Genomic DNA, 22,796 nt, shown 5'->3' on the forward strand with positions numbered 1-22,796 from the left:
GGATCGCGCTGCAAAAGAATCGCGAGTCGGAGCGCATGTGCATGGCGGTCCCTCCAAGGGAATGTCCACCCACCGGAGTGACGGTCCCCCCGCTGCGGGACTGTGCAGCTCCGTTCGGCGGGTAGTGCAGAGCAGCATAGCCCAATACCAGGCGCTATCCGAGTTTGCCGGCTCACGGCGAGGGTCGCCGCGCAGCTAATCGAGTGGCGTGCGACTAGGCGTAGGTCGGCTTGAAGGCGTCCGCGGGTTGGGCCAGGGCCAGCGCCGAGCTGGTGCCGAGCGGCCCGCGCCGGTCGAACAGCGTCGCCGCGCCGGTGGCGACCCCGGCCGTGCCGTAGTGGCTCTGGGCCGCCAGACCGAGGAATTCGCCGTCGGGCAATCGGCACGCGGTGACGGTGTAGTCGGCGTTGATGTAGCGCAATCCGCCGGTGCCCCAATGGGTGAGCGAGCTGGTGATGTCGCCGACGAAGGCCAGCCGGGTGAACGGCGTGAGTGGGTGGCCGTGCACCATCGGGCGAAACAGCCGGGCCCAGGCGAACTTCTGGGAATGGGTTTGCTCCCACTCGCCGGCGGCGATTCCTGGGCTGCCCTCCGGCGTGGCGCCGTACCCCCAGATGAGAAACGGCATCTCGGCTGCGAAGCCGTCCGAGGACGTTGGGAGCGGCGGCATCTGTGCGGGGGACGACCACACCTGCCCGTCGGGATGATCGCCGCGGCGCAGGAACAGCGCGCTGGCCCGCGCGACGACGGTGCCGTTCTGCACCAGGCTGGCGTCGACCAGCTTGATGCGCCGGCCCTCCCGCAGCACCGAGGTCTGGATCTGCACCGGCTCCATCAGGGCCGGGCGCAACAGGTCAACGGTGAACCGGGCGGGCTGCAGGCCCGCGTCGATGCCGGATTGCTCTATGCCCCAACCCAACAGGCCGCCGACGATCTGGCCGCCCATGGCCGCGCCCCACGGGCCCTGCGTCATCTGGCCCGGAACGTAGGAGTCGCCGTCGACGGTGAAAAACGCCTCGGGCATGATGGCGGAATCCTCGATCGTCACCGCTATCACGATAGGGCAGCAGGATAGTAAGGACCGGGCATGCCTCCAGTGATCGAAATTCCGCGCGGCGGCAACCCGTTCCCGCTGACCGGAGTCTCGCGCGGTTCCGACGGCATTCCGCGCTATGACGAGCTGCCCGCCACCCTGCTGGACATGCTCGCCGCACAGGTCGACGCCCGCCCGGATGCCGAGGCCCTGGTCGAGCTGGGTGCGACCCGGCTGACGTACCGGCAGCTCTGGGACCGGGCGGCGCGCGTGGCCGGCGGGCTGCGCGCCGGTGGCCTGAAGCCGGGCGACCGCGTCGCGGTGCGTTACCCGGCCGGAATCGACTGGGCGCTGGCGTTCTGGGGCACCGTGATGGCCGGTGGCGTTGTGGTGGCGGTCAATACGCGATCGGCGCAACCCGAGGTCGAGTTCGTCTTGTCCGACTCCGGTGCTCACGTGGATCTGGCGCCCGGCGCCGCGCTGCCCGACGGGCAGCCCTACGTCACCGAGCAACTCTGCCGCGCCGACACGGCCGCGCTGTTCTACACCTCGGGTACCACCGGCCACCCCAAGGGCGTGCCGACCACGCACGAGGCATTCCTGACGAACACCGAGAACGCGATCCGCTGTCTGCAGCAGCCGCGGGATCTGGGCGAGGCGATGCGCACGCTCATTTCGGTTCCGCTGTTCCATGTGACCGGTTGCAACACACAGTTGCTGGCAGCGGCCCGGCTCGGCGGAGCCTCGGTGATCATGCCCGCGCTCAACCTGGACGCGTTGGTCACCACGCTGACCGCCGAACGCATTTCGGTGATGGTCACCGTCCCGGCGGTCTATTCGTTGTTGTTGCGGCACAGCGGTTTTGGGACGCTCGATGTGTCGAACGTGCGCTGGGTGGGCTACGGCGGCGCTCCAATCGCCCCGTCGCTGGTGCGGTCGGTGAAGGAGGCGTTCGGCCACGCCACGGTATTCAACGGTTACGGCATGACGGAGACGGCCTCGCTGATGACGGTGTTGCCCGACAGCGAGGCGGTCGCGCACGCCGACTCCGTCGGTTACGCGGTCCCGTCGGTGGACCTCGGGGTGATCCCGTTCGGGGACGAACCCAGCGTGGGCGAGCTGGTGGCACGGGGCGCCAATGTGACTGCCGGCTACTGGAATCGGCCGGAGGCCACCGCCACCACCTTCGCGGATGGCTGGCTGCACACCGGTGACGTGGTGCGCGTCGATGACGCCGGCCGGCTGCACATCGTCGACCGGCTCAAGGACATCATCAACCGCGGGGGCGAGAACGTCTCCAGCGTCGAAGTGGAGGCCGTGCTGCTGGCGGCACCCCACGTGGCCGACGCCTGCGTGCTCGGGGTTGCCGACGACGTCATGGGGGAAAAGGTGGGGGCGGTGTTGTTCGGCGGTGACGACGAGATCGACGTGCCCGCGGTGCTCGACTACTGCCGCGGCCTGCTCGCCGACTTCAAAGTGCCGCAATATGTCGCGGTGGTCTCGCAGCCGCTGCCGCGCAACGCCGGCGGCAAACTGCTCAAGGCCAGGCTGCGCGAGCAGGCCCAGTGGGGCGAGCCGCTGCGATGAACGCCGGCCTGCTGGTCGCCAACCGCGGCGAGATCGCACTTCGAATCATCCGCACCGCACTCGAATTGGGCATGCGAACGGTCGCGGTCTACGCCGAGGACGATGCGGACAGCCCGCATGTGCACGCGGCCGACGAGGCGATCGGGCTGCCGGGCGGCGGCCCCCGGGCCTACCTGGACCAGACCGCCATGCTGGCGGCGGCGAAGAGCTCCGGCGCGAGCCTGATTCACCCCGGCTACGGGTTCCTCAGCGAGAACGCCGAATTCGCCAACGCCTGCGCGGCGGGCGGTTACACGTTCGTCGGTCCCGACGCCCGGGTGCTCGAACTGCTCGGCAATAAGACGTCGGCCCGCGGCGCCGCGATGGCCGCCGGCGTACCGGTGCTGCCCGCGACCGAGGGGCCGAGCAGCGTCGAGGACATCAAGGCATTCTTCGCCGCGCAGGACGGCGGCATCATGATCAAGGCCCTCGCCGGTGGCGGAGGGCGCGGAATGCGCAAGGTGCACAGCGCCGATCAGGTCGATGACGCCTACCGGCGCTGCGCCGCCGAGGCGCGGTTGGGCTTCGGCGACCCCGCGCTGTTCGCCGAGGCGCTGCTGACCGACGCCCGCCACATCGAGGTGCAGGTCGTCGCCGCGCCGGCCGGGCACCAGACGCATGCTCACGCCGTCGGTGACCGCGACTGCAGCATCCAGCGGCGCTACCAGAAGCTGGTCGAAATTGCTCCCGCCCAAGGACTTTCGGACGAACTGCGCCGGGCCCTGCACCAGGCGGCCGTTCGGCTGTGCGCCCGCGTGGGTCTGCGCGGGCTGGCCACCGTCGAGTTCCTGGTTACCGGCGAGGAATTCGTCTTCCTCGAGGTCAACCCGCGCATCCAGGTCGAGCACACCGTCACCGAGGAAACCACCGGGCTCGACCTGGTGGCCGTGCAGCTGGCCATCGCCGGCGGTGCCTCCTTCTACCAGCTGGGGCTGGCTTCCGGAATCGCCTCCGACGGACTGGAAGTCATCGGCGAGCCGGCCGCTCGCCGCGGCATCGCGGTTCAGCTCAGGGTCAACACGGAGACGTTCGGGCCCGACTTCTCCGTCGTCGGATCGGCGGGCACGCTCACGGTGTTCTCCCCGCCCAGCGGCCCCGGCGTGCGCGTCGACACGTACGGCCGGGCGGGGCTGGTGATCAGCCCCCAGTACGATTCGCTGCTGGCCAAGGTCATCGTGGACGTGCATGGATCGTCGTGGCGTGCGGCGGTGCGCAAGGCGCGCACCGCGCTGGCCGAGTTCGGCATCGAGGGCGTCCACACCAACATCAGTTTCCTGCGCGAGCTGCTGATCGACGACCGGATCGAATCCGGTTGGGTGGACACCGGTTTCCTCGACGACAGGCTGCCCGACCTGGCCCGGGCCGCGCAGTCTCACCAGCAAGCACCGCGGGTGGCGGCGGTCGAGCTCTATCCCGGCGAGGACGCGCTGCGCGCGCAGCTGGCCGGCACCGTGGTCGAAGTGGCGCCCGAGGGGGCCGAATACCCGGCGGGCGCCCAGCTGGTTGTCCTGGAAGCGATGAAGATGCAGCACGTGCTCGTCGCGCCGGACGCGCTGCGCACCGTCCGGGTTCTGGTCGCGCCCGGGCAGGTGGTCGGGACCGGAGACCCGCTGCTGGTCTTTACCCGGACGGAGGCGGCGGACGACGGCGAGTCCGCCTTGGCCACAATGGATCTGGACCGTCCGCGAGCCGATCTGGACGAGGTCGCGCACCGGCATTCCCTGACCTTGGACGAGGGCCGCCAGGCCGCGGTCGCCAAGAGGCACAGCCGAGGCCGCCGCACCGCGCGGGAGAACATCGCCGACCTCATCGATCCCGACAGCTTCGTCGAATACGGTGCGCTGGCCATTGCCGCCCAGCGCAGCCGTCGCTCCGAAGAGGACCTGATCGCCAACACCCCTGCCGACGGACTGGTCGCCGGCCTGGCCACCATCGGCGCCGACCGGTTCGGGCGGGCCGCCGCGCAGGCCGTCGTGGTGTCCTACGACTACACCGTGCTGGCCGGCACGCAAGGCATGCGCAACCACGCCAAGACCGACCGCGTGTTCGACCTTGCCGCGCGAAAGCGGTTGCCGGTGGTGCTGTTCGCCGAGGGCGGCGGGGGCCGGCCGGGGGACACCGATGTCGGCGGCGCCGCCGGGCTGGACGTCCCGACATTCCGGATGCTGGCGGCGCTGAGCGGGAAAGTGCCGCTGGTGTCGGTCGTTTCGGGCCGGTGCTTCGCCGGCAACGCCGCGCTGGCCGGCGTCTGCGACGTGATCATCGCAACGCCGGACGCGAACATCGGGATGGGCGGCCCGGCGATGATCGAGGGCGGCGGACTGGGCGTGTACCCACCGGAGGCGATCGGGCCCATCGGCGTGCAGCGCCGCAACGGCGTGGTCAGCCTGGTCGCCCGGGACGAGCCGCACGCGGTCGCGCTGGCCAAACAATACCTCTCGTACTTCCAGGGCGTCGTGAGCGACTGGACGGCGCCCGAGCCGCGGCTGGCCCGGCATGTGGTGCCGCAGAACCGGTTACGCGCCTACGACGTGCACCGGGCGATCGAGGCGGTCGTCGACGTCGGTTCGGTGCTGGAGCTGCGGGGAGACTACGGCGTGGGAATCGTCACCGCGCTGGTGCGCGTCGAGGGAGTGCCGTACGGGTTGATCGCCAACAGCACCCATCACCTGGGTGGCGCGATCGATGCCGAGGCGGCCGACAAGACCGGCGACTTCCTCACCCTGTGCGAATCGTTTGGGCTGCCGGTGATCTCGTTGTGCGACACCCCGGGCTTCATGGTCGGGCCCGACGCGGAGACTCAAGCGGCGGTTCGCCGGTTCGGCCGGATGTTCGTCCTGGGAGCCCGGCTGACGGTGCCGCTGGGAATGATCATCCTGCGCAAGGGATATGGGCTCGGCGCGATGGCGATGGCCGGTGGTTCATTCCGCGCGCCGCACTTCACCGTCGCGTGGCCGACGGGCGAGATCGGCGGCATGGGCCTGGAGGGCGCTGTGCGCCTCGGGTTCAGCAAAGAGCTGGCCGCCGCGGACGAGTCAGACGATCCCGCCGAGCGGCAAAAGCTGTTCGACCGCCTGGTGGCCGCCGCCTACGAGCACGGCAAGGCGCTGCGGGCGGCCACCACGTTCGAACTGGACGACGTCATAGACCCAGCAGCCTCCCGGGCCTGGATCACCAGGCTCTCGGGAGGCTGACGGGCTTCAGCGATTAGGCGTGGCCGGAGCCGCAGCCGACGCCCGGCAGACAGCCCTGTCCGCCCGGAATGCCGCCGGGGCCCGCGTTCTGCCCGCCGGAGCCGCAGCCGACGCCCGGCACGCAGCCCTGGCCACCCGGCCCGCCGCCGGGGCCGTTGAACTGGCCACCGGACCCGCAGTTTCCATTGGCGTCGCAGCCGCCGCCGCCCGGGTCGTCCTTGAAGGTCACGTGGGTCGGTGCGGGGGAATCGGCGGCCGGTCCGGCGACGTAGACGTCAGCAGCGGCCGCAGGCGCGGCGGCGATGGCCGCAGCGACAGCCCCGGCGACAACCAGCGGTTTCATGAGTGTCAATTTCGATAGCATGCGCGTGGCATACCACCTCAACACATGTTCAAAACATCGCGAATAAAATTCGACGGCAAACGAAGTCCCGCTGCTCAACGGCGGCTCCCCCCGGCGACGGAAGGCCCGACACCATGACCTCACAAGATCTGACCGGCCGCACCGCGATCGTCACCGGCGCATCGCGCGGAATCGGGCTGTCGATCGCCCAGCAGCTGGCCGCCGCGGGGGCCAACGTGGTGCTCACCGCGCGCAAGCAGGAGGCCGCCGATGAGGCCGCCGCTCAGGTGGGGAAGCAGGCCCTCGGGGTGGGCGCCCACGCGGTCGACGAGGACGCGGCGCGCCGCTGCGTCGAGCTCACGCTGGAGCGCTTCGGCAGCGTCGACATCCTGATCAACAACGCCGGAACCAACCCGGCATACGGTCCGCTGATCGAGCAGGATCACGCCCGCTTCACCAAGATCTTCGACGTCAACCTGTGGGCCCCGCTGCTGTGGACCTCGCTCGTGGTCAAGTCGTGGATGGGTGAGCACGGCGGGGCGATCGTCAACACGGCCTCCATCGGCGGCTTGCATCAATCGCCGGCGATGGGCATGTACAACGCCACCAAGGCCGCGCTGATCCACGTCACCAAGCAACTGGCGCTGGAACTTTCGCCGCGCATCAGGGTCAACGCGATATGCCCGGGCGTCGTGCGGACCCGACTCGCCGAGGCGCTGTGGAAGGACCACGAGGACCCGCTGGCGTCGTCGATCGCGCTCGGGCGCATCGGGGAGCCGATCGACGTGGCCGCGGCCGTCGCCTTCCTGGTTTCCGACGCGGCCAGCTGGATCACCGGCGAGGCCATGGTGATCGACGGCGGCCTGCTGCTGGGCGCCGCACAGGGGTTCCAGTCCGCACCGGGCGGCGCGCAATGACCGCGGTCGATACGGCCGACCTGGATGCGCGGGTGCAGGCCCTGCTCGACGAGCACGATCCGGCGACCAGCAATCCGCGCGATTTCCTTGGCGCACAATACGATGCGGGACTTGCCTGGGTGCATCTACCGCACGGTTTCGGCGGGCTGGATCTGCCGCGGACAGCTCAGGAGCGCGTCGATGCCCGGCTGGCCGCGGCGGGCGCGCCGGTGGGCGGCACCCGCAAGAATTACATCGGCATGGGCATGGCGGCGCCGACCATCGCGGCCTTCGGCACGGACGAGCAGAAGCGAAAGTTCTTGCGCCCGTTGTTCACCGGCGAGCAGATCTACTGCCAGCTGTTCAGCGAGCCGGGCGCCGGATCCGACCTGGCCGGGGTGGCCACCCGTGCGGTGCGCGACGCGCATAACCCTCAAGACTGGATTGTCAACGGGCAGAAGGTGTGGACCTCGCAGGCGCAGCACGCGCAGATGGCCATCCTGGTCGCTCGGACCGACCCGACCGTGCCGAAACACCACGGTCTGACCTACTTCCTCTGCGACCTGACGCAACCGGGGGTCGACATCCGGCCGCTGCGCCAGATCACCGGCGAGGCGGAATTCAACGAGGTGTTCCTCACCGACGTCCGGGTGCCCGACGCCAATCGGCTCGGCCCGGAGGGCGGCGGCTGGCGGGTCGCGACCACCACACTCAACAACGAACGCGTCGCCATCGGGTCGCGTGCCGGCACCCCACGGGAGGGCGGCCACATCGGCAAGGTCACCGCGGCCTGGCGTGACGAGCCAGCGCTGCGCAACCCCGCGATGCACGACCAGCTGATGCGGCTGTGGGTCGAGGCGGAGGTCTTTCGGCTCGCCGGTGAACGGTTGCGGCAACAGGCGGCCACCGGTCAGCCCGGCCCCGAGGGCGCCGGCATGAAGGTGGCTTTCGCCAAACTGGCGCAAGCGATTTCGGGCTTTGAGATCGAACTACACGCCGAATCCGGGCTGCTCTACGACGACTGGACCATGCGCAGGCCCGAGACGGTCGACCTGGTCGGTCGCGGGCCCGGCTATCGCTACCTGCGGGCGCGCGGCAACTCGATCGAGGGCGGCACGTCAGAAATCTTGCGCAACACCATCTCCGAGCGCATCCTCGGCCTGCCGGGTGAACATCGTGTCGACAAAGACGTCGCGTGGAAGGACCTGCCCCGATGAGCGCGCACACCGCCGACCTGCTGTACTCCGACACCGAAGAGGCGCTGCGGGCCGGCGTCCGTCAGCTGTTCGCCGAGCGGTGCCCGCCCGAATCGGTCGCGCGCGCCTACGATCCGCAACCGCAAGACTTTTCGGGAGTGTGGCGCACGCTCGCGAGCGAACTGGGCGTGGCCGGCCTGCTGGTGCCGGAGTCGCTCGGCGGCGCCGGCGCGAGCGCCCGCGAGGCCGCCGTGGTGATGGAGGAGATCGGGCGGGCCGTCGCCCCGGTGCCGTTCCTGTCCAGCGCCGTCCTCGCCACGATCGCGCTGCTGCGTGCCGGTGACACCGAGACCGTCTCGGCGCTGGCCCAGGGCGAGCTGACCGCGGCGTTGGTGGTGCCGCTGTCGAGCGCACCGGGCGACCCGATCTCGGGCGTCAGCGGCGGCGCGGACGGGCTGAGCGGGTCGGTCACCAGCGTGGCCGGGGCCGACGCGGCCGACGTGCTGGTGGTCCCGGTCGCCGGGCGCGACGGGCTCGAGCTGCACACCGTCGCCCGCGACGCGGCCGGCGTGCAGATCTCCCTGGCGCTCGCGCTGGACATGACCAGACCGCTTGCCGCCGTGTCGTTTGCGGGGTCTCCGTCGTCCCGCGTCGGGGCGGGCGACGAGCCGGTCACCGACGCCATCCGAACCGCGGCGGCCCTGCTCGCGTCCGAGCAACTCGGGGTCGCCCAATGGTGCTTCGAGACCACGCTGCGCTACGTCGGCGAGCGCAGGCAATTCGGCCGCCTCATCGGCTCCTACCAGGCGATCAAGCACCGGCTGGCCGACCTGTGGTTCGAGGTCGGCGCGGCGGCGGCCGCGGCGCGCTACGCGGCCGACACGTGCGCCGGCGGCGGCCCCGACGCGGACGCGGCGGCGGCCATCGCCCAGGCCTACTGCAGCGATGTCGCCGTGCACGCCGCCGAGGAGTGCGTACAACTGCACGGCGGCATCGGGATGACCTGGGAATATCCGGCCCACCTGTACCTCAAGCGGGCCAAAAGCGACCAGTTGGCATTCGGCACCGCCTACCGTCACCGCGCCCGCCTGGCCGAATTGGTGGACCTGCCGGCGTTCTGACCTTCGCGCCGCCCGCGCCCGCGCGCCTGCCGGCGCCCGCGACGATAGAGTTTGCCGACCAGGCAGGTGGGAGTGGCGCGAATGCGGGTGTTGCTGTCGGCGTACGACTCGCGCGGAGGCGTCGCGCCGCTCGCCGCGCTCGCGGTGCACCTGCGGGGGCTCGGCGTCGACGCGCGGGTGAGCGTGCCCCCGGACGCCGAATTCGTCGAGCTGCTGGCCGGCGTCGACGTGCCGCTGCTGCCGTTCGGCGACTCACTGCGGGCGATGAAGACCGGGGCTTTGCCGTCGGAGGCGGACCTGCGCCGGCACCTGGAGGGGCTGATCGCCGTGCAATTCGACGCCGTGGCCGCCGCGGCCGAGGGCGCCGACGCGCTGGTGGTCGCCGGGTTCCCACCGGCCGCCGCGGCCGCCCGGTCGGTGGCCGAAAGCCTGGGGATCCCCTACGTCTACGTCAGTTACCAGCCCACCATCCTGCCGTCGCCGCACCACCCGCCGCCGACGTACGCCAACGGGCCGTTCCCGCCGGGCACGGTCGACAACCGGCTGCTGTGGCAACTCGACGGCCGGCAGATGCAGGAGCCGTTCGGCGCGACGCTCAACGGTCACCGGGCAGGGCTCGGACTGCCGCCGCTGGACAACCTGCGCGACTACGCGCTGACCGACCGCCCGTGGCTGGCGACCGATCCGATCCTGGACCCGTGGCAGCCCGCCGACCTCGACGTCGTCCAGACCGGCGCCTGGCTGCTGCACGACGAGCGTCCGCTGCCGGACGAGGTGATCGAATTCCTCGACGCCGGCGCACCGCCGGTCTACGTGGGCTTCGGCAGCATGCCGATGCGCGCCTCGCAAGGCGTCGCGCGGACGGCCATCGAGGCGATCCGCGCGCAGGGCCGCCGGGCCGTCGTCTCGCGCGGCTGGGCCGAGCTGGCCCCGATCGACGACCGGGACGACTGCCTGGCCGTCGGCGAGGTCAACCACCAGGCGCTGTTCGCGCGGGTCGCCGCCGTCGTGCACCACGGCGGGGCGGGCACCACGACGACGGCCGCCCGGGCCGGCGCGCCGCAGGTGGTGGTGCCCCAGGGGGCCGATCAGCCCTATTGGGCGACCCGGGTGCGCGACCTGGGCATCGGCGCCGCCCATGACGGGCCCGCCCCGACCACCGCGTCGCTGTCCGCCGCGCTCGAGGCGGTCCTGGCCGACCAGGTCGGCGCGCGGGCGAGATCCGTGGCCGCCGCGATCCGCACCGACGGCACCGCGGTGGCCGCGACGCTGCTGATGACCGCGCTAACGCGGTAGCGCCGCCGCGAACAGCTCCGTCATCGCGTCCCAGTGCCGCTCGGCCGCGGCGACGTCATACGGCGCGTTGTCCGGAACCGCGAACCCGTGCCCGGCCGAATACCACTCGATGGTGTGCTCGACGCCGGCCGCCGTCAGCGCCTTGTCGAGCTGCTCGGCGTGACCGGCGGTGAACGACGCGTCGTTCTCGGCGCCGCCCACGTACACCGTGGCGCTCATCCGGTCGGCCAGCAGGTGCGGGCTGTCCTCGGTGTCGGTCACCAGGCCGCCGCCGTGGAAGGACGCCGCCGCGGCCACCCGGTCGGGCACCCGCCCGGCCACCATCAGCGACGTCCGGCCGCCCATGCAGTAGCCGCATACCCCGAATCGCTCGCCGACCACCTCCGGGCGGGCATCCAGATAGTCGAAGAACGCGCCGGCGTCGGCGGCCATCCGGTCCGGGGTCACGCTGCCGATCATCGAGAACAGGCGCCCGCGCTCCTTCTTGTCGGTGAACACGGTCGCCATGTCGAACGGCGCCCAATCCGCGGTGCGGTAGTAGACGTCGGGAAGCAGCACGGTGTAGCCGAAGCCGGACAGCTTGGCGGCCATCTGCTGGAACGTGTCGCGCACGCCGCCGGCGTCGGGATACATGACCACACCGGGCCACGGGACTTGGGAATCCGGGCCGTCGGGGGTGAACAGGTGCACCGTGCAGGTGCCATCGGGGGTGGTGACGACGTCGATGATGTTCGGCATGGCACCCGTTCTACTCCGCGGGCGTCGACACGAATTCATTGGCGTCGACCCGCCGCGCCCGGCCACGCCGCGCTTGCGATCGCCGCTAAGCTGGCGGCGTGCCGATCCCGACGCCCTACGAGGACTTGCTCCGCCTGGTGCTCGATCGGGGAACGGCCAAGTCCGACCGCACCGGCACCGGGACCCGCAGCCTGTTCGGTCAGCAGCTGCGCTATGACCTGGCCGCCGGCTTCCCGTTGCTCACCACCAAGAAGGTGCACCTCAAGTCGGTGGTCTACGAGCTGCTGTGGTTTTTGCGCGGCGACTCCAACGTCGCCTGGCTGCACGAGCACGGCGTCACCATCTGGGACGAATGGGCAAGCAACACAGGCGATCTCGGGCCGATCTACGGTGTGCAGTGGCGGTCCTGGCCGACGCCGTCGGGCGAGCACGTCGATCAGATCAGCGCGGCCCTCGACCTGCTGCGCAACGACCCCGACTCGCGGCGCATCATCGTGTCGGCCTGGAACGTCGGCGAGATCCCGCAGATGGCGCTGCCGCCGTGTCACGCGTTCTTCCAGTTCTACGTGGCCGACGGGCGGCTGAGCTGCCAGCTCTACCAGCGCAGCGCCGACCTGTTTCTGGGTGTGCCGTTCAACATCGCCAGCTATGCGCTGCTGACGCACATGATGGCCGCCCAGGCCGGCCTCGCCGTCGGCGAGTTCGTGTGGACGGGCGGGGACTGCCACATCTATGACAACCACGTCGAGCAGGTGCGGTTGCAGCTGAGCCGCGATCCCCGGCCGTACCCGGAACTAGTTCTGGGCGAACGGGATTCGATATTCGATTACACCTACGACGACGTCGTCGTAAAGAACTACGACCCACATCCGGCGATCAAAGCCCCAGTCGCTGTATGAAGCGCGCCGGCCACGACGCCGGCTCGGGCGGCTTGCAAGCCGGGATCAAGGAGTAGCGCGTATGACCGAGGTGGGCCTGGTGTGGGCTCAGTCGACCTCCGGCGTGATCGGGCGCGGTGGCGACATCCCCTGGAACGTGCCGGAAGATCTTTCCCGGTTCAAAGAGGTGACCATGGGACACCCGGTGATCATGGGCCGGCGGACCTGGGACTCGTTGCCGGCGAAGGTGCGGCCGCTACCGGGCCGGCGCAATGTCGTCCTGTCCCGCGACGCCGGCTTTGTCGCCGACGGGGCGCAGGTGGCCGGGACCATGGAGGAGGCCCTCGCGCACGGCGCGGGCGGCCCGGAGACATGGGTCATCGGCGGCGAGCAGATTTATTTGCTGGGACTGCCGTACGCCACCCGCTGCGAGGTCACCGAGATCGAAATCGATTTGCGACGCGACGACGACGATGCGCTGGCGCCGACGCTGGACGACACTTGGGTGGGCGAAACGGGGGACTGGCTGGCCAGCCGGTCGGGGCTGCGGTACCGCTTCCACAGCTACCGTCGGCCCTCCGCGCACCCGTTCGCGCCCACGCCCTGACCTGACATACTCGGACGCGGGGGCGGGTCGCACGGCGTCAACCAGGTGTTTGGAGAGAAGGGGGAATTGGCAGTGAAAACCGAACCCGTGAAGACGTTCTCTCGAAAATTCATGGGCTACGACGCGGCCGCGGTTGATGCCCACATCGAGATGCTGACCACCAAGCAGCAGCTACTGCTCGACGACGTCGAGAGCCTGCGGGCGCGGCTGCAGGAATCCGGCGATCAGACGGCCGCGCTGCGCAAGGAGGTGGCCGTGCTCACGGACACCTCGCCGTCGCCGCACGCGGTGCAGCAGCGGATGGCGAAGATGCTCAGCCGCGCGGTCGACGAGGTGGCCGAGATGCAGGCCGAGGCGCGGGCGGAGGCCGATGCGCTGATCGCCGCGGCCGAGGCCGAGGCCGAAGCCGCGGAACGAAAGCGCGACGAGGTGCTCGCCGACATGGCCGCGCAGCAGAAAGCCCTGGAAACCGAGTACGCGGAAACCAAGGAGAAGCTGGACGCCGAACTGGCCGAGATGCGCGCCGAAACGCAGTCGGCGATCGAGAAGGCGCGCCAGGACGCCGAGCGGGAGTGCGAGCAGCTCCTCGGCGACGCGAAAAAGGGCGCCGATCACTACCGGGAGAAGGCGCGGCGCGCGGTGGTCGAGGCGACGGCCCAGCGCATCAAGATCCTCGAGCAGCTGATGGGCGTGTACCGCGACCTCGACGAGGTTCCGATGGCCCTCGAGGCCGCCTACCAGGAACAAAACGGCTCGGACGACGAGGGCGTGTTGCAGCCGCTGGACCGCAAGGTCGCCGCGGGCTGAGCCCACGGCCGGCCCCGGCCGGGTCGCCGAGCGTTGTCGCACCCACGAGGTATCCTCAGCGCCGTGCCAACCCGCAGGCTGTCGGCCGCCCAAGCCCGGCGGATAGCCGTTGCGGCCCAAGGATTTACCGACCCCCGCCCCGGCGGCGAGATCACCCGCGCGCACTTGAAGCGGCTGATCTCCAAAATTCAAGTGCTGCAACTGGATTCGGTCTCGGTGGCAGTGCGCGCCCACTATGCGCCGGTGTTCAGCCGGCTCGGCCCCTACGACCGGGACGTGCTCGACCGCGCCGCCTGGGGCCCGCGGTCGTCGCGGCTGCTGGCGGAGTACTGGGCGCACGAGGCCGCGCTGATGGCCGTCGAGGACTGGCCGCTGCTGCGCTGGCGGATGCGCCAGTACACCCATGGCCGGTGGGGTACCCACATCGTCAAGGCCAACCCGCAACTCGCCGATAAGATCGTCGCCGCGGTCGCCGAACTCGGGCCCAGCACCGCCGGACAGATCGAGGCCCACCTCGAGGCCGGACCGCGCGGGCCCAAGGGAAGCTGGTGGGGCAGCCGCAGCGACATTAAATGGGTGGCCGAGGCGCTGTTTTCCGCCGGAGTGCTCACCACGGCCACCCGCGTGGGCTTCGCCCGCCACTACGACCTGGTGGAGCGGGTGCTGCCGGCCGCCGTGCTGGCTCGCGAGGTCGACGACGACGAGGCGATCCGCGAACTCGCGCTGCGGGCTGCCACCGCGCTGGGGGTGGGCACCGAGGCCGATATCCGCGACTACTTTCGGCTGTCGGCCCAGCAGGTCAAGCCGGCGATCGCCGCGTTGGTGGCCACCGGTGACATCGAGCCGGTCGACGTCGACGGGTGGCCGGCGCCGGCCTACCTGCGGGCCGGCCGCACGGTGCCCCGCGCCGACCGCGGCACCGCGCTGCTGTGCCCGTTCGACCCGCTCATCTTCTTCCGGCCGCGCGTCGAGCGATTATTCGAATTCCATTACCGCATCGAGATTTACACCCCCGCCGCCAAGCGGCAGTACGGCTACTACGTGTGGCCGCTGCTGATGGACGGGCGGCTGGTCGCGCGGGTGGACCTCAAGGCCGACCGCGCCGCCGACTCGCTGCGCGTCCTCGGCGCGTTCGGCGAGCCCGACGCGCCCAGGCCCCGCGTCGCCGCGGCGCTGGCCGGTGAACTCGAGTCCATGGCGTCCTGGCTGGGCCTGGGCGGAGTCAGCGTCGCCGGTCGCGGCGATCTGTCCGGCGAGTTGCGCGCGGCGGCCAAGCGGGTCAGCTGATGTCGCCGTCGACGTCCAAGGAGCTCAAGGCCACGCTGTGGAAGGCGGCCGAGAAGCTGCGCGGCTCGCTGTCGGCCGGCGAGTACAAGGACGTGATCCTGGGGTTGGTGTTCCTCAAGCACGTCTCCGAACCGCACTGGAAAGCGTTGGCGGACAACGTCGCATCCGAGGGCATCGGCCGCCTGGCGGACGATGCGATGGACGCCGTGATGACGGCGAACCCGGCGCTGGCCGGGACGCTGCCCCGGCTGTACGAAAAGCTCGACCCGCGTCGCCTCGCCGACCTGGTGACCGTGCTCGACGGCGCACGAATCGGCGACGACGGCGGGCGGGTCGGGGACCTGATGGGCGAGGTCTACGAGTACTTCCTGGGCAATTTCGCCCGCGCGGAAGGGCGCCGGGGCGGCGAATTCTTTACCCCGCCCAGCGTCGTGCGGTTGCTCGTCGAGGTGCTCGAACCGACCGGCGGGCGGGTGTATGACCCGTGCTGCGGGTCGGGCGGAATGTTCGTGCAGACCGAACACTTCATCGCCGAACGCGACGGCGATCCCGCGAAAATCACCGTCTACGGGCAGGAAAGCGTCGAGCAGACCTGGCGGATGGCGAAGATGAACCTCGCCGTGCACGGCATCGACAACGCGGGCCTGGGCGTGCGGTGTGCTGACACGCTGGCCACCGATCTGCACGCCGGCGTGCAGATGGACTACGTGCTGGCCAATCCGCCCTTCAACATCAAACATTGGGCCCGCGACGAACATGACCCACGCTGGCGCTTCGGCATTCCGCCCGCGACCAACGCGAATTACGCCTGGATTCAGCACATCCTGTCCAAGCTGGCCCCGAGTGGCACGGCCGGCGTGGTGATGGTCAACGGCTCCATGTCGTCGAACGCGATGGGCGAGGGCGACATCCGCGCCGGGATCGTCGATGCGGACCTGGTGTCGTGCATGATCGCGCTGCCCGCGCAGCTGTTCCGCAGCACCGGAATACCGGTGTGCCTGTGGTTTTTCGCCATGGACAAGGCGCACCGGTCGGGGCAGGTGCTGTTCATCGATGCGCGCGGCCTGGGCTACCTGGTGGATCGGGCCGAGCGCGCCCTGACCCGCGAGGAGATCGCCCGGATCGCGGACACCTGTCACGCGTGGTCGGGCGCGGCGTCGGCCGTCACCAAAGGCCTTACCTATCAAGATGTTCCAGGGTTCTGCCAGTCCGTCCCGGTGGACGCCATCAGGGCCGCGGGCTACCCGCTGACGCCGGGACGCTACGTCGACCCACCCACCGTGCCGGACGACGGCGAACCCGTCGACGACAAGATCGCGCGGTTGACCGACGAGCTGCTGGCCGCGCTGGACGACTCGGCCCGCGCGGAAACCGTGGTGCGCCAACAGGTGAGGCGGCTGCGGTGAAGACCGTCCTGGGTGAGCACCTCGACTTCAGCGCCGGACGCAGCGCCCCGCCACGCGACCCCGGCGGGCGCGTCCCCGTCTACGGCGCCAACGGCGCCATCGGGTACGCAGCCGAGCACAACGCCACCGGGCCGTTGATCGTGCTCGGCCGCGTCGGGTCGTACTGCGGCAGCCTGCGCTACTGCGACTCCGAGGTCTGGGTCACCGAAAACGCGCTGGTGTGCCGCGCCAAAGACCCGCAAGAGACCCGGTATTGGTATTACGCCCTGCAGACCTGCCGGCTGGCCGATCATCGATCTGGATCGGGGCAGCCCCTGCTCAACCGGAAAATCCTGAACGATGTTCCGGTACGGACCGTCGCGGCGCGCGAACGGCGGCGGATCGCCGAGCTGCTGGGGGCGTTCGACGACAAGATCGCCGCCAACGACCGAGTGATCGAGACGGCGGAACGCCTGATGGTCGCCCTCGCCGCATCGGCACCGGATCGGGTGCGGCTGTCGAGACTGGCCACCCGGTCGACCGCGACCCGCAACGTCAGCGAGTTCGACGCTCGCCTCGGCCACTTCAGCCTCCCGGCGTTCGACGACGGCGCCAGACCCCACCTGGTCGGCGCGGCGCAGGTGCGCAGCGCCAAGCTGCTGCTGACCCGGCCGTGCGTCCTGTTCGCCAAGCTGAACCCGCGGATCCCGCGGATCTGGAACGTGCTGGGCCTGCCGCCGGAGATGGCGGTGGCCAGCACGGAGTTCGTCGCACTGCTGCCGGTCGGCATCGATTCCTCCGCGCTGTGGTCGGCGCTGCGCCAACCCGACGTCTTGCAACGGCTGCAGCGGCGGGTCGCGGGAACCTCGGGCAGCCATCAGCGAATTCAGCCGCGCGACCTGCTGGACGCGTCGGTCCCCGATGTGCGCCGGTTGGGCGCCGAGGCGCTGCGGTCGCTCACCGGGCTGGGCGCGCTGTGTCACGCGCGCCGCACCGAGAGCGCGCGGCTGGCGGGGCTGCGCGACGCGCTGCTGCCGTCGCTGATCTGCGGCACGGTGCGGGTCAGAGACGCCGATTCGCCCGGCACGCGTGCGGCTGATTGCCCGGCTCCTCCTCGCGCCACTCCGCGGCGCGCATCGTCGCCGGGCTAAGGTGAGCGCCGTGGCCCAGATCGCGCCGCTGCGCGTGCAACTGATCGCCAAGACCGACTTCTTGGCCCCCCCGGACGTGCCGTGGAGCACCGACGCCGACGGCGGCCCAGCGCTCACCGAGTTCGCCGGCCGGGCCTGCTATCAAAGCTGGTCGAAACCCAACCCCAAGACCGCGACCAACGCCGGCTACATCAAGCACATCATCGACGTCGGCCACTTTTCGGTGCTCGAACACGCGAGCGTGTCGTTCTACATCACCGGCATCTCGCGCTCATGCACCCACGAGCTGATCCGGCACCGGCACTTCTCCTATTCGCAGCTGTCTCAGCGCTACGTCCCAGAGAAGGACTCGCACGTCGTCGTGCCGCCGGGCATGGAAGACGATCCGGAACTGCAGCAGATCCTGGCCGCGGCCGCCGACGCCAGCCGCGCCACCTACACCGAACTGCTGGCGAAACTCGAAGCGAGATTCGCCGATCAACCGAATGCGGTGCTGCGGCGCAAGCAGGCCCGCCAGGCCGCCCGCGCCGTGCTGCCCAACGCGACCGAAACCCGCATCGTCGTGACCGGCAATTACCGGGCGTGGCGCCACTTCATCGCCATGCGCGCCAGCGAGCACGCCGACGTGGAAATCCGGCGGCTCGCCATCGAGTGCCTGCGCCAGCTGGGGGGTGTGGCGCCCGCGGTGTTCGCCGACTTCGAGATCTCCACGCTGGCCGACGGCACGGAGGTCGCGACCAGCCCGCTGGCGACCGAGGCCTGACGCGTCGACGCGCCGCGGCGCGCGTCCACGTGGGTGCTAAATACCTTGCTGGCGCCAGGTAACCTGAACACCGTGAGCACGGTCGGATTCGACGCCCCAGCGCGGTTGGGAACCGTGCTGACCGCGATGGTCACACCGTTTCACCCCGACGGCTCCCTTGACTCCGCCGCGGCCGCCCAGCTGGCCAATCACCTGATCGACGCGGGCTGTGACGGGCTGGTGATCTCCGGGACCACCGGCGAGTCCCCGACCACCACCGACGACGAGAAGCGCGAGCTGCTGCGCGTCGTGTTGGAGGCCGTCGGCGACCGGGCCCGCGTCATCGCCGGCGCGGGCACCTATGACACCGCCCACAGCGTCCGGCTGGCCAAGGCCTGCGCGGCCGAGGGCGCCCACGGGCTGCTGGTGGTCACCCCGTACTACTCGAAGCCGCCGCAGAGCGGGCTGATCGCCCACTTCACCACCGTCGCCGACGCGACCGACTTGCCGGTGCTGCTCTACGACATCCCGCCGCGTTCGGTGATTCCGATCCAGCCCGAGACCATCCGCGCGCTGGCCGCTCACCCGAACATCGTCGGGATCAAGGACGCGAAGGCCGACCTGCACAGCGGCGGCCAGATCATCGCCGAAACCGGCCTGGCCTACTACTCCGGCGACGACGCGCTGAACCTGCCCTGGCTGGCCATGGGCGCCACTGGATTCATCAGCGTGATTTCTCACGTGGCGGCGGGGCAGCTGCGGGAAATGTTGTCCGCCTTCAGCTCCGGGGACATCGCCACCGCCCGCAAGATCAACGCCAACGTCGCCCCGCTGTGCGACGCGATGGCCCGCCTCGGCGGCGTGACGATGTCCAAGGCGGGCCTGCGGCTGCAGGGAATCGACGTCGGCGATCCGCGGCTGCCGCAAATGCCCGCGACGCCAGAACAACTCGACGCGTTGGCCGCCGATATGCGCGCGGCCTCGGTGCTGCGGTGACCCGAGGAGTTTCCGAGAAGTGGACGTAGACCTCACCCCGCCAGGCCCCTTGGCCGCGGGAGGGTTGCGGGTCACTGCTCTTGGCGGCATCAGCGAAATCGGCCGCAACATGACGGTTTTCGAGCACCTGGGCCGGCTGCTGATCATCGACTGCGGCGTGATGTTCCCCACCCACGACGAGCCCGGGGTGGATCTGATCCTGCCGGACCTGCGCCACATCGAGGACCGGCTCGACGACATCGAGGCGCTGGTGCTGACCCACGCGCACGAGGACCACATCGGCGGCATCCCGTTTCTGCTCAAGTTGCGCCCCGACATCCCGGTGGTCGGTTCGAAGTTCACCTTGGCGCTGGTCGCCGCGAAGTGCCGCGAGCACCGCCTCAAGCCGGTGTTCGTCGAGGTGGCCGAGGACCAGAAGAGCACCCACGGCGTGTTCGAATGCCAGTACTTCGCCGTCAACCACTCCATCCCCGACGCGCTGGCGATCGCCGTGCACACCGGCGCGGGAACCATCCTGCACACCGGCGACATCAAGCTCGACCAGCTTCCGCTGGACGGCCGCCCGACCGACCTGCCCGGCATGTCCCGGCTCGGCGACGCCGGGGTGGACCTGTTCCTGTGCGACTCAACCAATTCCGAGCACCCCGGCGTCGGGCCGTCGGAAAGCGAAGTGGGCCCGACGCTGCACCGCCTGATCCGCGGCGCCGAGGGCCGCGTCATCGTGGCGTGCTTCGCGTCCAACGTGGACCGCGTCCAGCAGATCATCGATGCCGCAGTCGCTTTGGGCCGGCGGGTATCGTTCGTCGGCCGATCCATGGTGCGCAACATGGGCATTGCCCGCGAACTCGGATTTTTGCGGGTGGCCGACTCGGACGTGATCGACATCGGGGCCGCCGAGATGATGCCGGCCGAGAAGGTGGTGCTGATCACCACCGGCACCCAGGGTGAACCGATGTCGGCGCTGTCGCGGATGTCGCGCGGTGAGCACCGCAGCATCACGCTGACCGCGGGCGACCTGGTGGTGTTGGCGTCGTCGCTGATCCCGGGCAACGAGGAAGCGGTCTACGGCGTCATCGACGAGCTCGCCAAGATCGGGGCCCGCGTCGTCACCAACGCTCAAGCGCGCGTGCATGTTTCGGGCCACGCCTATGCCGGGGAACTGTTGTTCCTGTACAACGGGATTCGGCCGCGCAATGTCATGCCGGTGCACGGCACGTGGCGCATGCTGCGCGCCAACGCCAAACTGGCTGCCCGCACCGGCGTGCCGGAGGAGTCGATCCTGCTGGCCGAGAACGGGGTGACCGTCGACCTGGTCGCGGGCAAGGCCTCGATCGCCGGCGCGGTGCCGGTGGGCAAGATGTTCGTCGACGGCCTGATCAACGGCGACGTCGGCGACATCACCCTGGGCGAGCGGCTCATCCTGTCGTCCGGTTTCGTGGCGGTGACCGTGGTGGTCGCGCGCGGCACCGGGCGTCCGGTCGCCCCGCCGCACCTGCATTCGCGCGGCTTCTCCGAGGACCCCAAGGCGCTCGAGCCCGCCGTGCGCAGGGTGGAGGCGGAGCTGGAAGCGTTGCTGGCCGAGAACATCACCGACCCGAGCCGCATCGCCCAGGGCGTGCGGCGCACCGTCGGCAAGTGGGTGGGCGAAACCTACCGCCGGCAGCCGATGATCGTTCCGACCGTCATCGAGGTCTAGCAACTTAGTTCCGCCGCGAAACTTAAACCAATGCGGTGATTTACGGCGTGTCGCGTGCGTGATTTAAGTGTCGCGGGGCGGCCCGGGTTGGGTTGACCCGCTAGATCTTCTCCGCGTAGGCCGACCACTCCAGTTGCGAGGCTTTGAGTTTGCGGCCGGTGGGTTCGACGTAGCGCTGGGCGAGCTCGTCGGGACCGGCCTGCTCGATCAGCCGCCAGCCGTACTCGCCGAGGAACGCGGCGACCTCGTCGGGCTGCAGGCCGAAGTGCCACAGCTGGCGCCGCTGGCGCACGGTGCGGTACAGCGTGCGGGTGCCGTACCGGTTGGTGCCGTCGATGAAATCCCTACGGACGTAGGTGAACACCAGACGGCTGCCGGGCGCGGTCGCGCGCAGCCCGTCCAGCGTGCGCCGGACCGTCGCCTCGGTGAGGTACTGGGTGACGCCTTCGCAGATGAAGAACACCCGGTAATCGGTGCGATAGCCGTGCTCGGCGAGCGAGGTGAGCAGGTCGTCGTGCTCGAGGTTCAACGCCACCAACCGCACCGACAGCGGCAGCTCACCGAGCACCCGGCGCACGGTCTTGAACTTCCTGGCGACGTTCACCGGCAGATCGACCTCGAACACCGGGATGCGCACCCGCCGCGTCAAAAGGTAGGCGCGGGTGTCCAGCCCCGCCCCGAGGATGACGACGGCGTTGATGTCGTCGAGTGACTCCTTGAGCTTGTCGGCGATAAAGCGCTTGCGGCAGGCCAGATTCGCCCACAATCCCGGCCCGGTGAACTCCGAGCCGCGGATCATCAGCCGGCGAACCGGCGCGAACCGGGTCGCGCCGACGAGCCACCGCAGCGGGGCGGGCAGGAAGAGCTCGGCGAAGTCGTCGTCGACGAGGCGGCGTCCGGGCGGCTCGTTCTGCTCCACGGCGGCCAGCACCATCGGGCCAAATGCAGTCTGCGCAACCGGGTTTCGTGCCATGGTGGCTACTTGTTCAGGAATCCCGCGTCGACCGGCAAGGTCACACCGGTGATGTAGCGCGCCTGGTCGGACACCAGCCACGCCACCGCGTTCGCGATGTCCTCGACGTCCAGCACCTCCACCGGCATGGCGTTGCCCATGGCTCCCGGCGTGTCCGTCGCCGCGGCCATCTTGGCCAGCCACTCGCGGGTGAACTCGTTGTTGATCATCGGCGTCTCGACGCCGGACGGATGGATCGAGTTCACCCGGATCGTTTGCCCGGCAAGCAAATTCGCGTAGACCCGCATCAGCCCGACCACTCCGTGCTTGGCGGCGGCATAGCCGACGGAACCGGCGTCCGGGCTGCCGACCCCGGCCAGCCCCGCGCTCGAACTGATCAACACGATCGACCCGCCGGTGCCCTGCTTGACCATCGTGGGTATCGCGACCTTGATGGTGTGGTAGACGCCGGTCAGGTTGACGTTGATGACGTCGTGCCAGCCGTCGTCACCGGATTGCATGGGGGCGATCCCGGCGTTGGCCACCACGATGTCCAGCCGGCCGAACTCGTCGAGCCCCGCCTGCAACGCCGCCGAGAGCGAGTCGCGGTCGCGGACGTCCCCCTGCCGGGCGACGATGCGGGCGCCGGTGTCTTCCACCAGCTTCACGGTGGCCGCCAGGTCGTCGGCGGTGGCCAGCGAGTAGGGGACGCTGGCGATCTGGTCGCACAGGTCGACGGCGATGATGTCGGCGCCGTCGGCGGCCAGGCGCACCGCGTGGGCGCCGCCCGGGGCCCGCGCGGGGCCGGGGGTGTATGCGGCCGTGGGCCTAAGGGGTGGGTGGGGCGAGCGG

General features: G+C 70.1%; 20 protein-coding genes. 15 read left to right on the top strand and 5 right to left on the bottom strand.

All coding sequences use genetic code 11. The features are described 5' to 3' along the window. Positions 1-214: 214 nt before the first annotated feature. Positions 215-1,048, bottom strand: a complete 834-nt coding sequence (locus ACYQ8K_RS22010; protein ID WP_459972360.1) for a thioesterase family protein — start codon at positions 1,046-1,048, stop codon at positions 215-217. A 39-nt stretch (positions 1,049-1,087) separates the two neighbouring features. On the opposite strand from ACYQ8K_RS22010, the gene ACYQ8K_RS22015 reads away from it, so the two are divergent. Continuing rightward, positions 1,088-2,620, top strand: a complete 1,533-nt coding sequence (locus ACYQ8K_RS22015; protein ID WP_459972362.1) for a class I adenylate-forming enzyme family protein — start codon at positions 1,088-1,090, stop codon at positions 2,618-2,620. After that, positions 2,617-5,853: a carboxyl transferase domain-containing protein gene (locus tag ACYQ8K_RS22020; RefSeq protein ID WP_459972421.1), complete on the top strand. Its 3,237-nt coding sequence runs from the start codon at positions 2,617-2,619 to the stop codon at positions 5,851-5,853. The genes ACYQ8K_RS22015 and ACYQ8K_RS22020 overlap by 4 nt, the downstream gene beginning before the upstream one ends. A gap of 13 nt (positions 5,854-5,866) precedes the next feature. Here ACYQ8K_RS22020 and ACYQ8K_RS22025 read toward each other — a convergent pair whose 3' ends face one another. Next, complete coding sequence (locus ACYQ8K_RS22025; RefSeq protein ID WP_459972364.1) at positions 5,867-6,196, bottom strand: PE-PGRS family protein; 330 nt, start codon at positions 6,194-6,196, stop codon at positions 5,867-5,869. A gap of 134 nt (positions 6,197-6,330) precedes the next feature. Here ACYQ8K_RS22025 and ACYQ8K_RS22030 point away from each other — a divergent pair, with 134 nt between their 5' ends. From ACYQ8K_RS22030 to ACYQ8K_RS22045, 4 genes are all read left to right on the top strand, one after another. Then, complete coding sequence (locus ACYQ8K_RS22030; protein WP_459972366.1) at positions 6,331-7,113, top strand: SDR family oxidoreductase; 783 nt, start codon at positions 6,331-6,333, stop codon at positions 7,111-7,113. Continuing rightward, on the top strand, positions 7,110-8,309 hold the full coding sequence (locus ACYQ8K_RS22035) for an acyl-CoA dehydrogenase family protein (RefSeq protein WP_459972368.1): 1,200 nt from the start codon (positions 7,110-7,112) through the stop codon (positions 8,307-8,309). The genes ACYQ8K_RS22030 and ACYQ8K_RS22035 overlap by 4 nt, the downstream gene beginning before the upstream one ends. Further along, entirely contained in the window at positions 8,306-9,409 is a 1,104-nt protein-coding gene (locus ACYQ8K_RS22040; RefSeq protein ID WP_459972370.1) for an acyl-CoA dehydrogenase family protein, read from the top strand. Before ACYQ8K_RS22035 ends, ACYQ8K_RS22040 begins: the two co-directional genes overlap by 4 nt. Positions 9,410-9,490: 81 nt before the next feature. Beyond that, positions 9,491-10,705, top strand: coding sequence for a glycosyltransferase (locus ACYQ8K_RS22045; protein ID WP_459972372.1), 1,215 nt, complete (start codon positions 9,491-9,493; stop codon positions 10,703-10,705). Here the strand turns inward: ACYQ8K_RS22045 and ACYQ8K_RS22050 are convergent. After that, positions 10,694-11,443: a dienelactone hydrolase family protein gene (locus ACYQ8K_RS22050; protein ID WP_459972374.1), complete on the bottom strand. Its 750-nt coding sequence runs from the start codon at positions 11,441-11,443 to the stop codon at positions 10,694-10,696. The two genes, ACYQ8K_RS22045 and ACYQ8K_RS22050, sit on opposite strands and share 12 nt — an antisense overlap. Before the next feature lie 98 nt (positions 11,444-11,541). On the opposite strand from ACYQ8K_RS22050, the gene ACYQ8K_RS22055 reads away from it, so the two are divergent. The 9 genes from ACYQ8K_RS22055 to ACYQ8K_RS22095 all read left to right on the top strand — a co-directional run bounded on the left by ACYQ8K_RS22055 (position 11,542) and on the right by ACYQ8K_RS22095 (position 20,992). After that, complete coding sequence (locus ACYQ8K_RS22055; protein WP_459972376.1) at positions 11,542-12,342, top strand: thymidylate synthase; 801 nt, start codon at positions 11,542-11,544, stop codon at positions 12,340-12,342. Between the two features lie 61 nt (positions 12,343-12,403). Continuing rightward, positions 12,404-12,928, top strand: coding sequence for a dihydrofolate reductase (locus ACYQ8K_RS22060; RefSeq protein WP_459972378.1), 525 nt, complete (start codon positions 12,404-12,406; stop codon positions 12,926-12,928). 72 nt (positions 12,929-13,000) lie between these two features. Further along, entirely contained in the window at positions 13,001-13,735 is a 735-nt protein-coding gene (locus ACYQ8K_RS22065; protein WP_459972380.1) for a cell division protein DivIVA, read from the top strand. Between the two features lie 63 nt (positions 13,736-13,798). After that, positions 13,799-15,022, top strand: a complete 1,224-nt coding sequence (locus ACYQ8K_RS22070; protein ID WP_459972381.1) for a winged helix-turn-helix domain-containing protein — start codon at positions 13,799-13,801, stop codon at positions 15,020-15,022. After that, entirely contained in the window at positions 15,022-16,428 is a 1,407-nt protein-coding gene (locus ACYQ8K_RS22075; protein ID WP_459972382.1) for a class I SAM-dependent DNA methyltransferase, read from the top strand. The genes ACYQ8K_RS22070 and ACYQ8K_RS22075 overlap by 1 nt, the downstream gene beginning before the upstream one ends. Further along, on the top strand, positions 16,425-17,558 hold the full coding sequence (locus tag ACYQ8K_RS22080; protein ID WP_459972384.1) for a restriction endonuclease subunit S: 1,134 nt from the start codon (positions 16,425-16,427) through the stop codon (positions 17,556-17,558). The genes ACYQ8K_RS22075 and ACYQ8K_RS22080 overlap by 4 nt, the downstream gene beginning before the upstream one ends. Positions 17,559-17,568: 10 nt before the next feature. Continuing rightward, complete coding sequence (gene thyX / locus ACYQ8K_RS22085) at positions 17,569-18,321, top strand: FAD-dependent thymidylate synthase (RefSeq protein WP_459972386.1); 753 nt, start codon at positions 17,569-17,571, stop codon at positions 18,319-18,321. A 72-nt stretch (positions 18,322-18,393) separates the two neighbouring features. Beyond that, positions 18,394-19,296, top strand: coding sequence for a 4-hydroxy-tetrahydrodipicolinate synthase (gene dapA, locus ACYQ8K_RS22090; protein ID WP_459972388.1), 903 nt, complete (start codon positions 18,394-18,396; stop codon positions 19,294-19,296). A 19-nt stretch (positions 19,297-19,315) separates the two neighbouring features. Further along, a complete protein-coding gene (locus ACYQ8K_RS22095; protein WP_459972390.1) occupies positions 19,316-20,992 on the top strand; it encodes a ribonuclease J in 1,677 nt (558 codons plus the stop codon). A gap of 100 nt (positions 20,993-21,092) precedes the next feature. On the opposite strand, the gene ACYQ8K_RS22100 is transcribed toward ACYQ8K_RS22095, so the two are convergent. Continuing rightward, on the bottom strand, positions 21,093-21,965 hold the full coding sequence (locus tag ACYQ8K_RS22100; protein WP_459972391.1) for an SAM-dependent methyltransferase: 873 nt from the start codon (positions 21,963-21,965) through the stop codon (positions 21,093-21,095). Between the two features lie 5 nt (positions 21,966-21,970). After that, on the bottom strand, positions 21,971-22,796 hold an 826-nt coding region (locus ACYQ8K_RS22105; RefSeq protein ID WP_459972393.1), incomplete at its 5' end, for a mycofactocin-coupled SDR family oxidoreductase.

It is taken from the genome of Mycobacterium sp. MUNTM1 (genome assembly GCF_054660795.1).

What these genes read in the sequence shown, in the direction of transcription:
- ACYQ8K_RS22100 (WP_459972391.1), bottom strand. Translation starts at nt 21,965, where the DNA reads ATGGCACGAAACCCGGTTGCGCAGACTGCATTTGGCCCGATGGTGCTG.
- ACYQ8K_RS22040 (WP_459972370.1), top strand. Translation starts at nt 8,306, where the DNA reads ATGAGCGCGCACACCGCCGACCTGCTGTACTCCGACACCGAAGAGGCG.
- ACYQ8K_RS22045 (WP_459972372.1), top strand. Translation starts at nt 9,491, where the DNA reads ATGCGGGTGTTGCTGTCGGCGTACGACTCGCGCGGAGGCGTCGCGCCG.
- ACYQ8K_RS22025 (WP_459972364.1), bottom strand. Translation starts at nt 6,196, where the DNA reads ATGAAACCGCTGGTTGTCGCCGGGGCTGTCGCTGCGGCCATCGCCGCC.
- ACYQ8K_RS22030 (WP_459972366.1), top strand. Translation starts at nt 6,331, where the DNA reads ATGACCTCACAAGATCTGACCGGCCGCACCGCGATCGTCACCGGCGCA.
- ACYQ8K_RS22050 (WP_459972374.1), bottom strand. Translation starts at nt 11,443, where the DNA reads ATGCCGAACATCATCGACGTCGTCACCACCCCCGATGGCACCTGCACG.
- ACYQ8K_RS22075 (WP_459972382.1), top strand. Translation starts at nt 15,022, where the DNA reads ATGTCGCCGTCGACGTCCAAGGAGCTCAAGGCCACGCTGTGGAAGGCG.
- ACYQ8K_RS22035 (WP_459972368.1), top strand. Translation starts at nt 7,110, where the DNA reads ATGACCGCGGTCGATACGGCCGACCTGGATGCGCGGGTGCAGGCCCTG.
- ACYQ8K_RS22020 (WP_459972421.1), top strand. Translation starts at nt 2,617, where the DNA reads ATGAACGCCGGCCTGCTGGTCGCCAACCGCGGCGAGATCGCACTTCGA.
- ACYQ8K_RS22060 (WP_459972378.1), top strand. Translation starts at nt 12,404, where the DNA reads ATGACCGAGGTGGGCCTGGTGTGGGCTCAGTCGACCTCCGGCGTGATC.
- ACYQ8K_RS22015 (WP_459972362.1), top strand. Translation starts at nt 1,088, where the DNA reads ATGCCTCCAGTGATCGAAATTCCGCGCGGCGGCAACCCGTTCCCGCTG.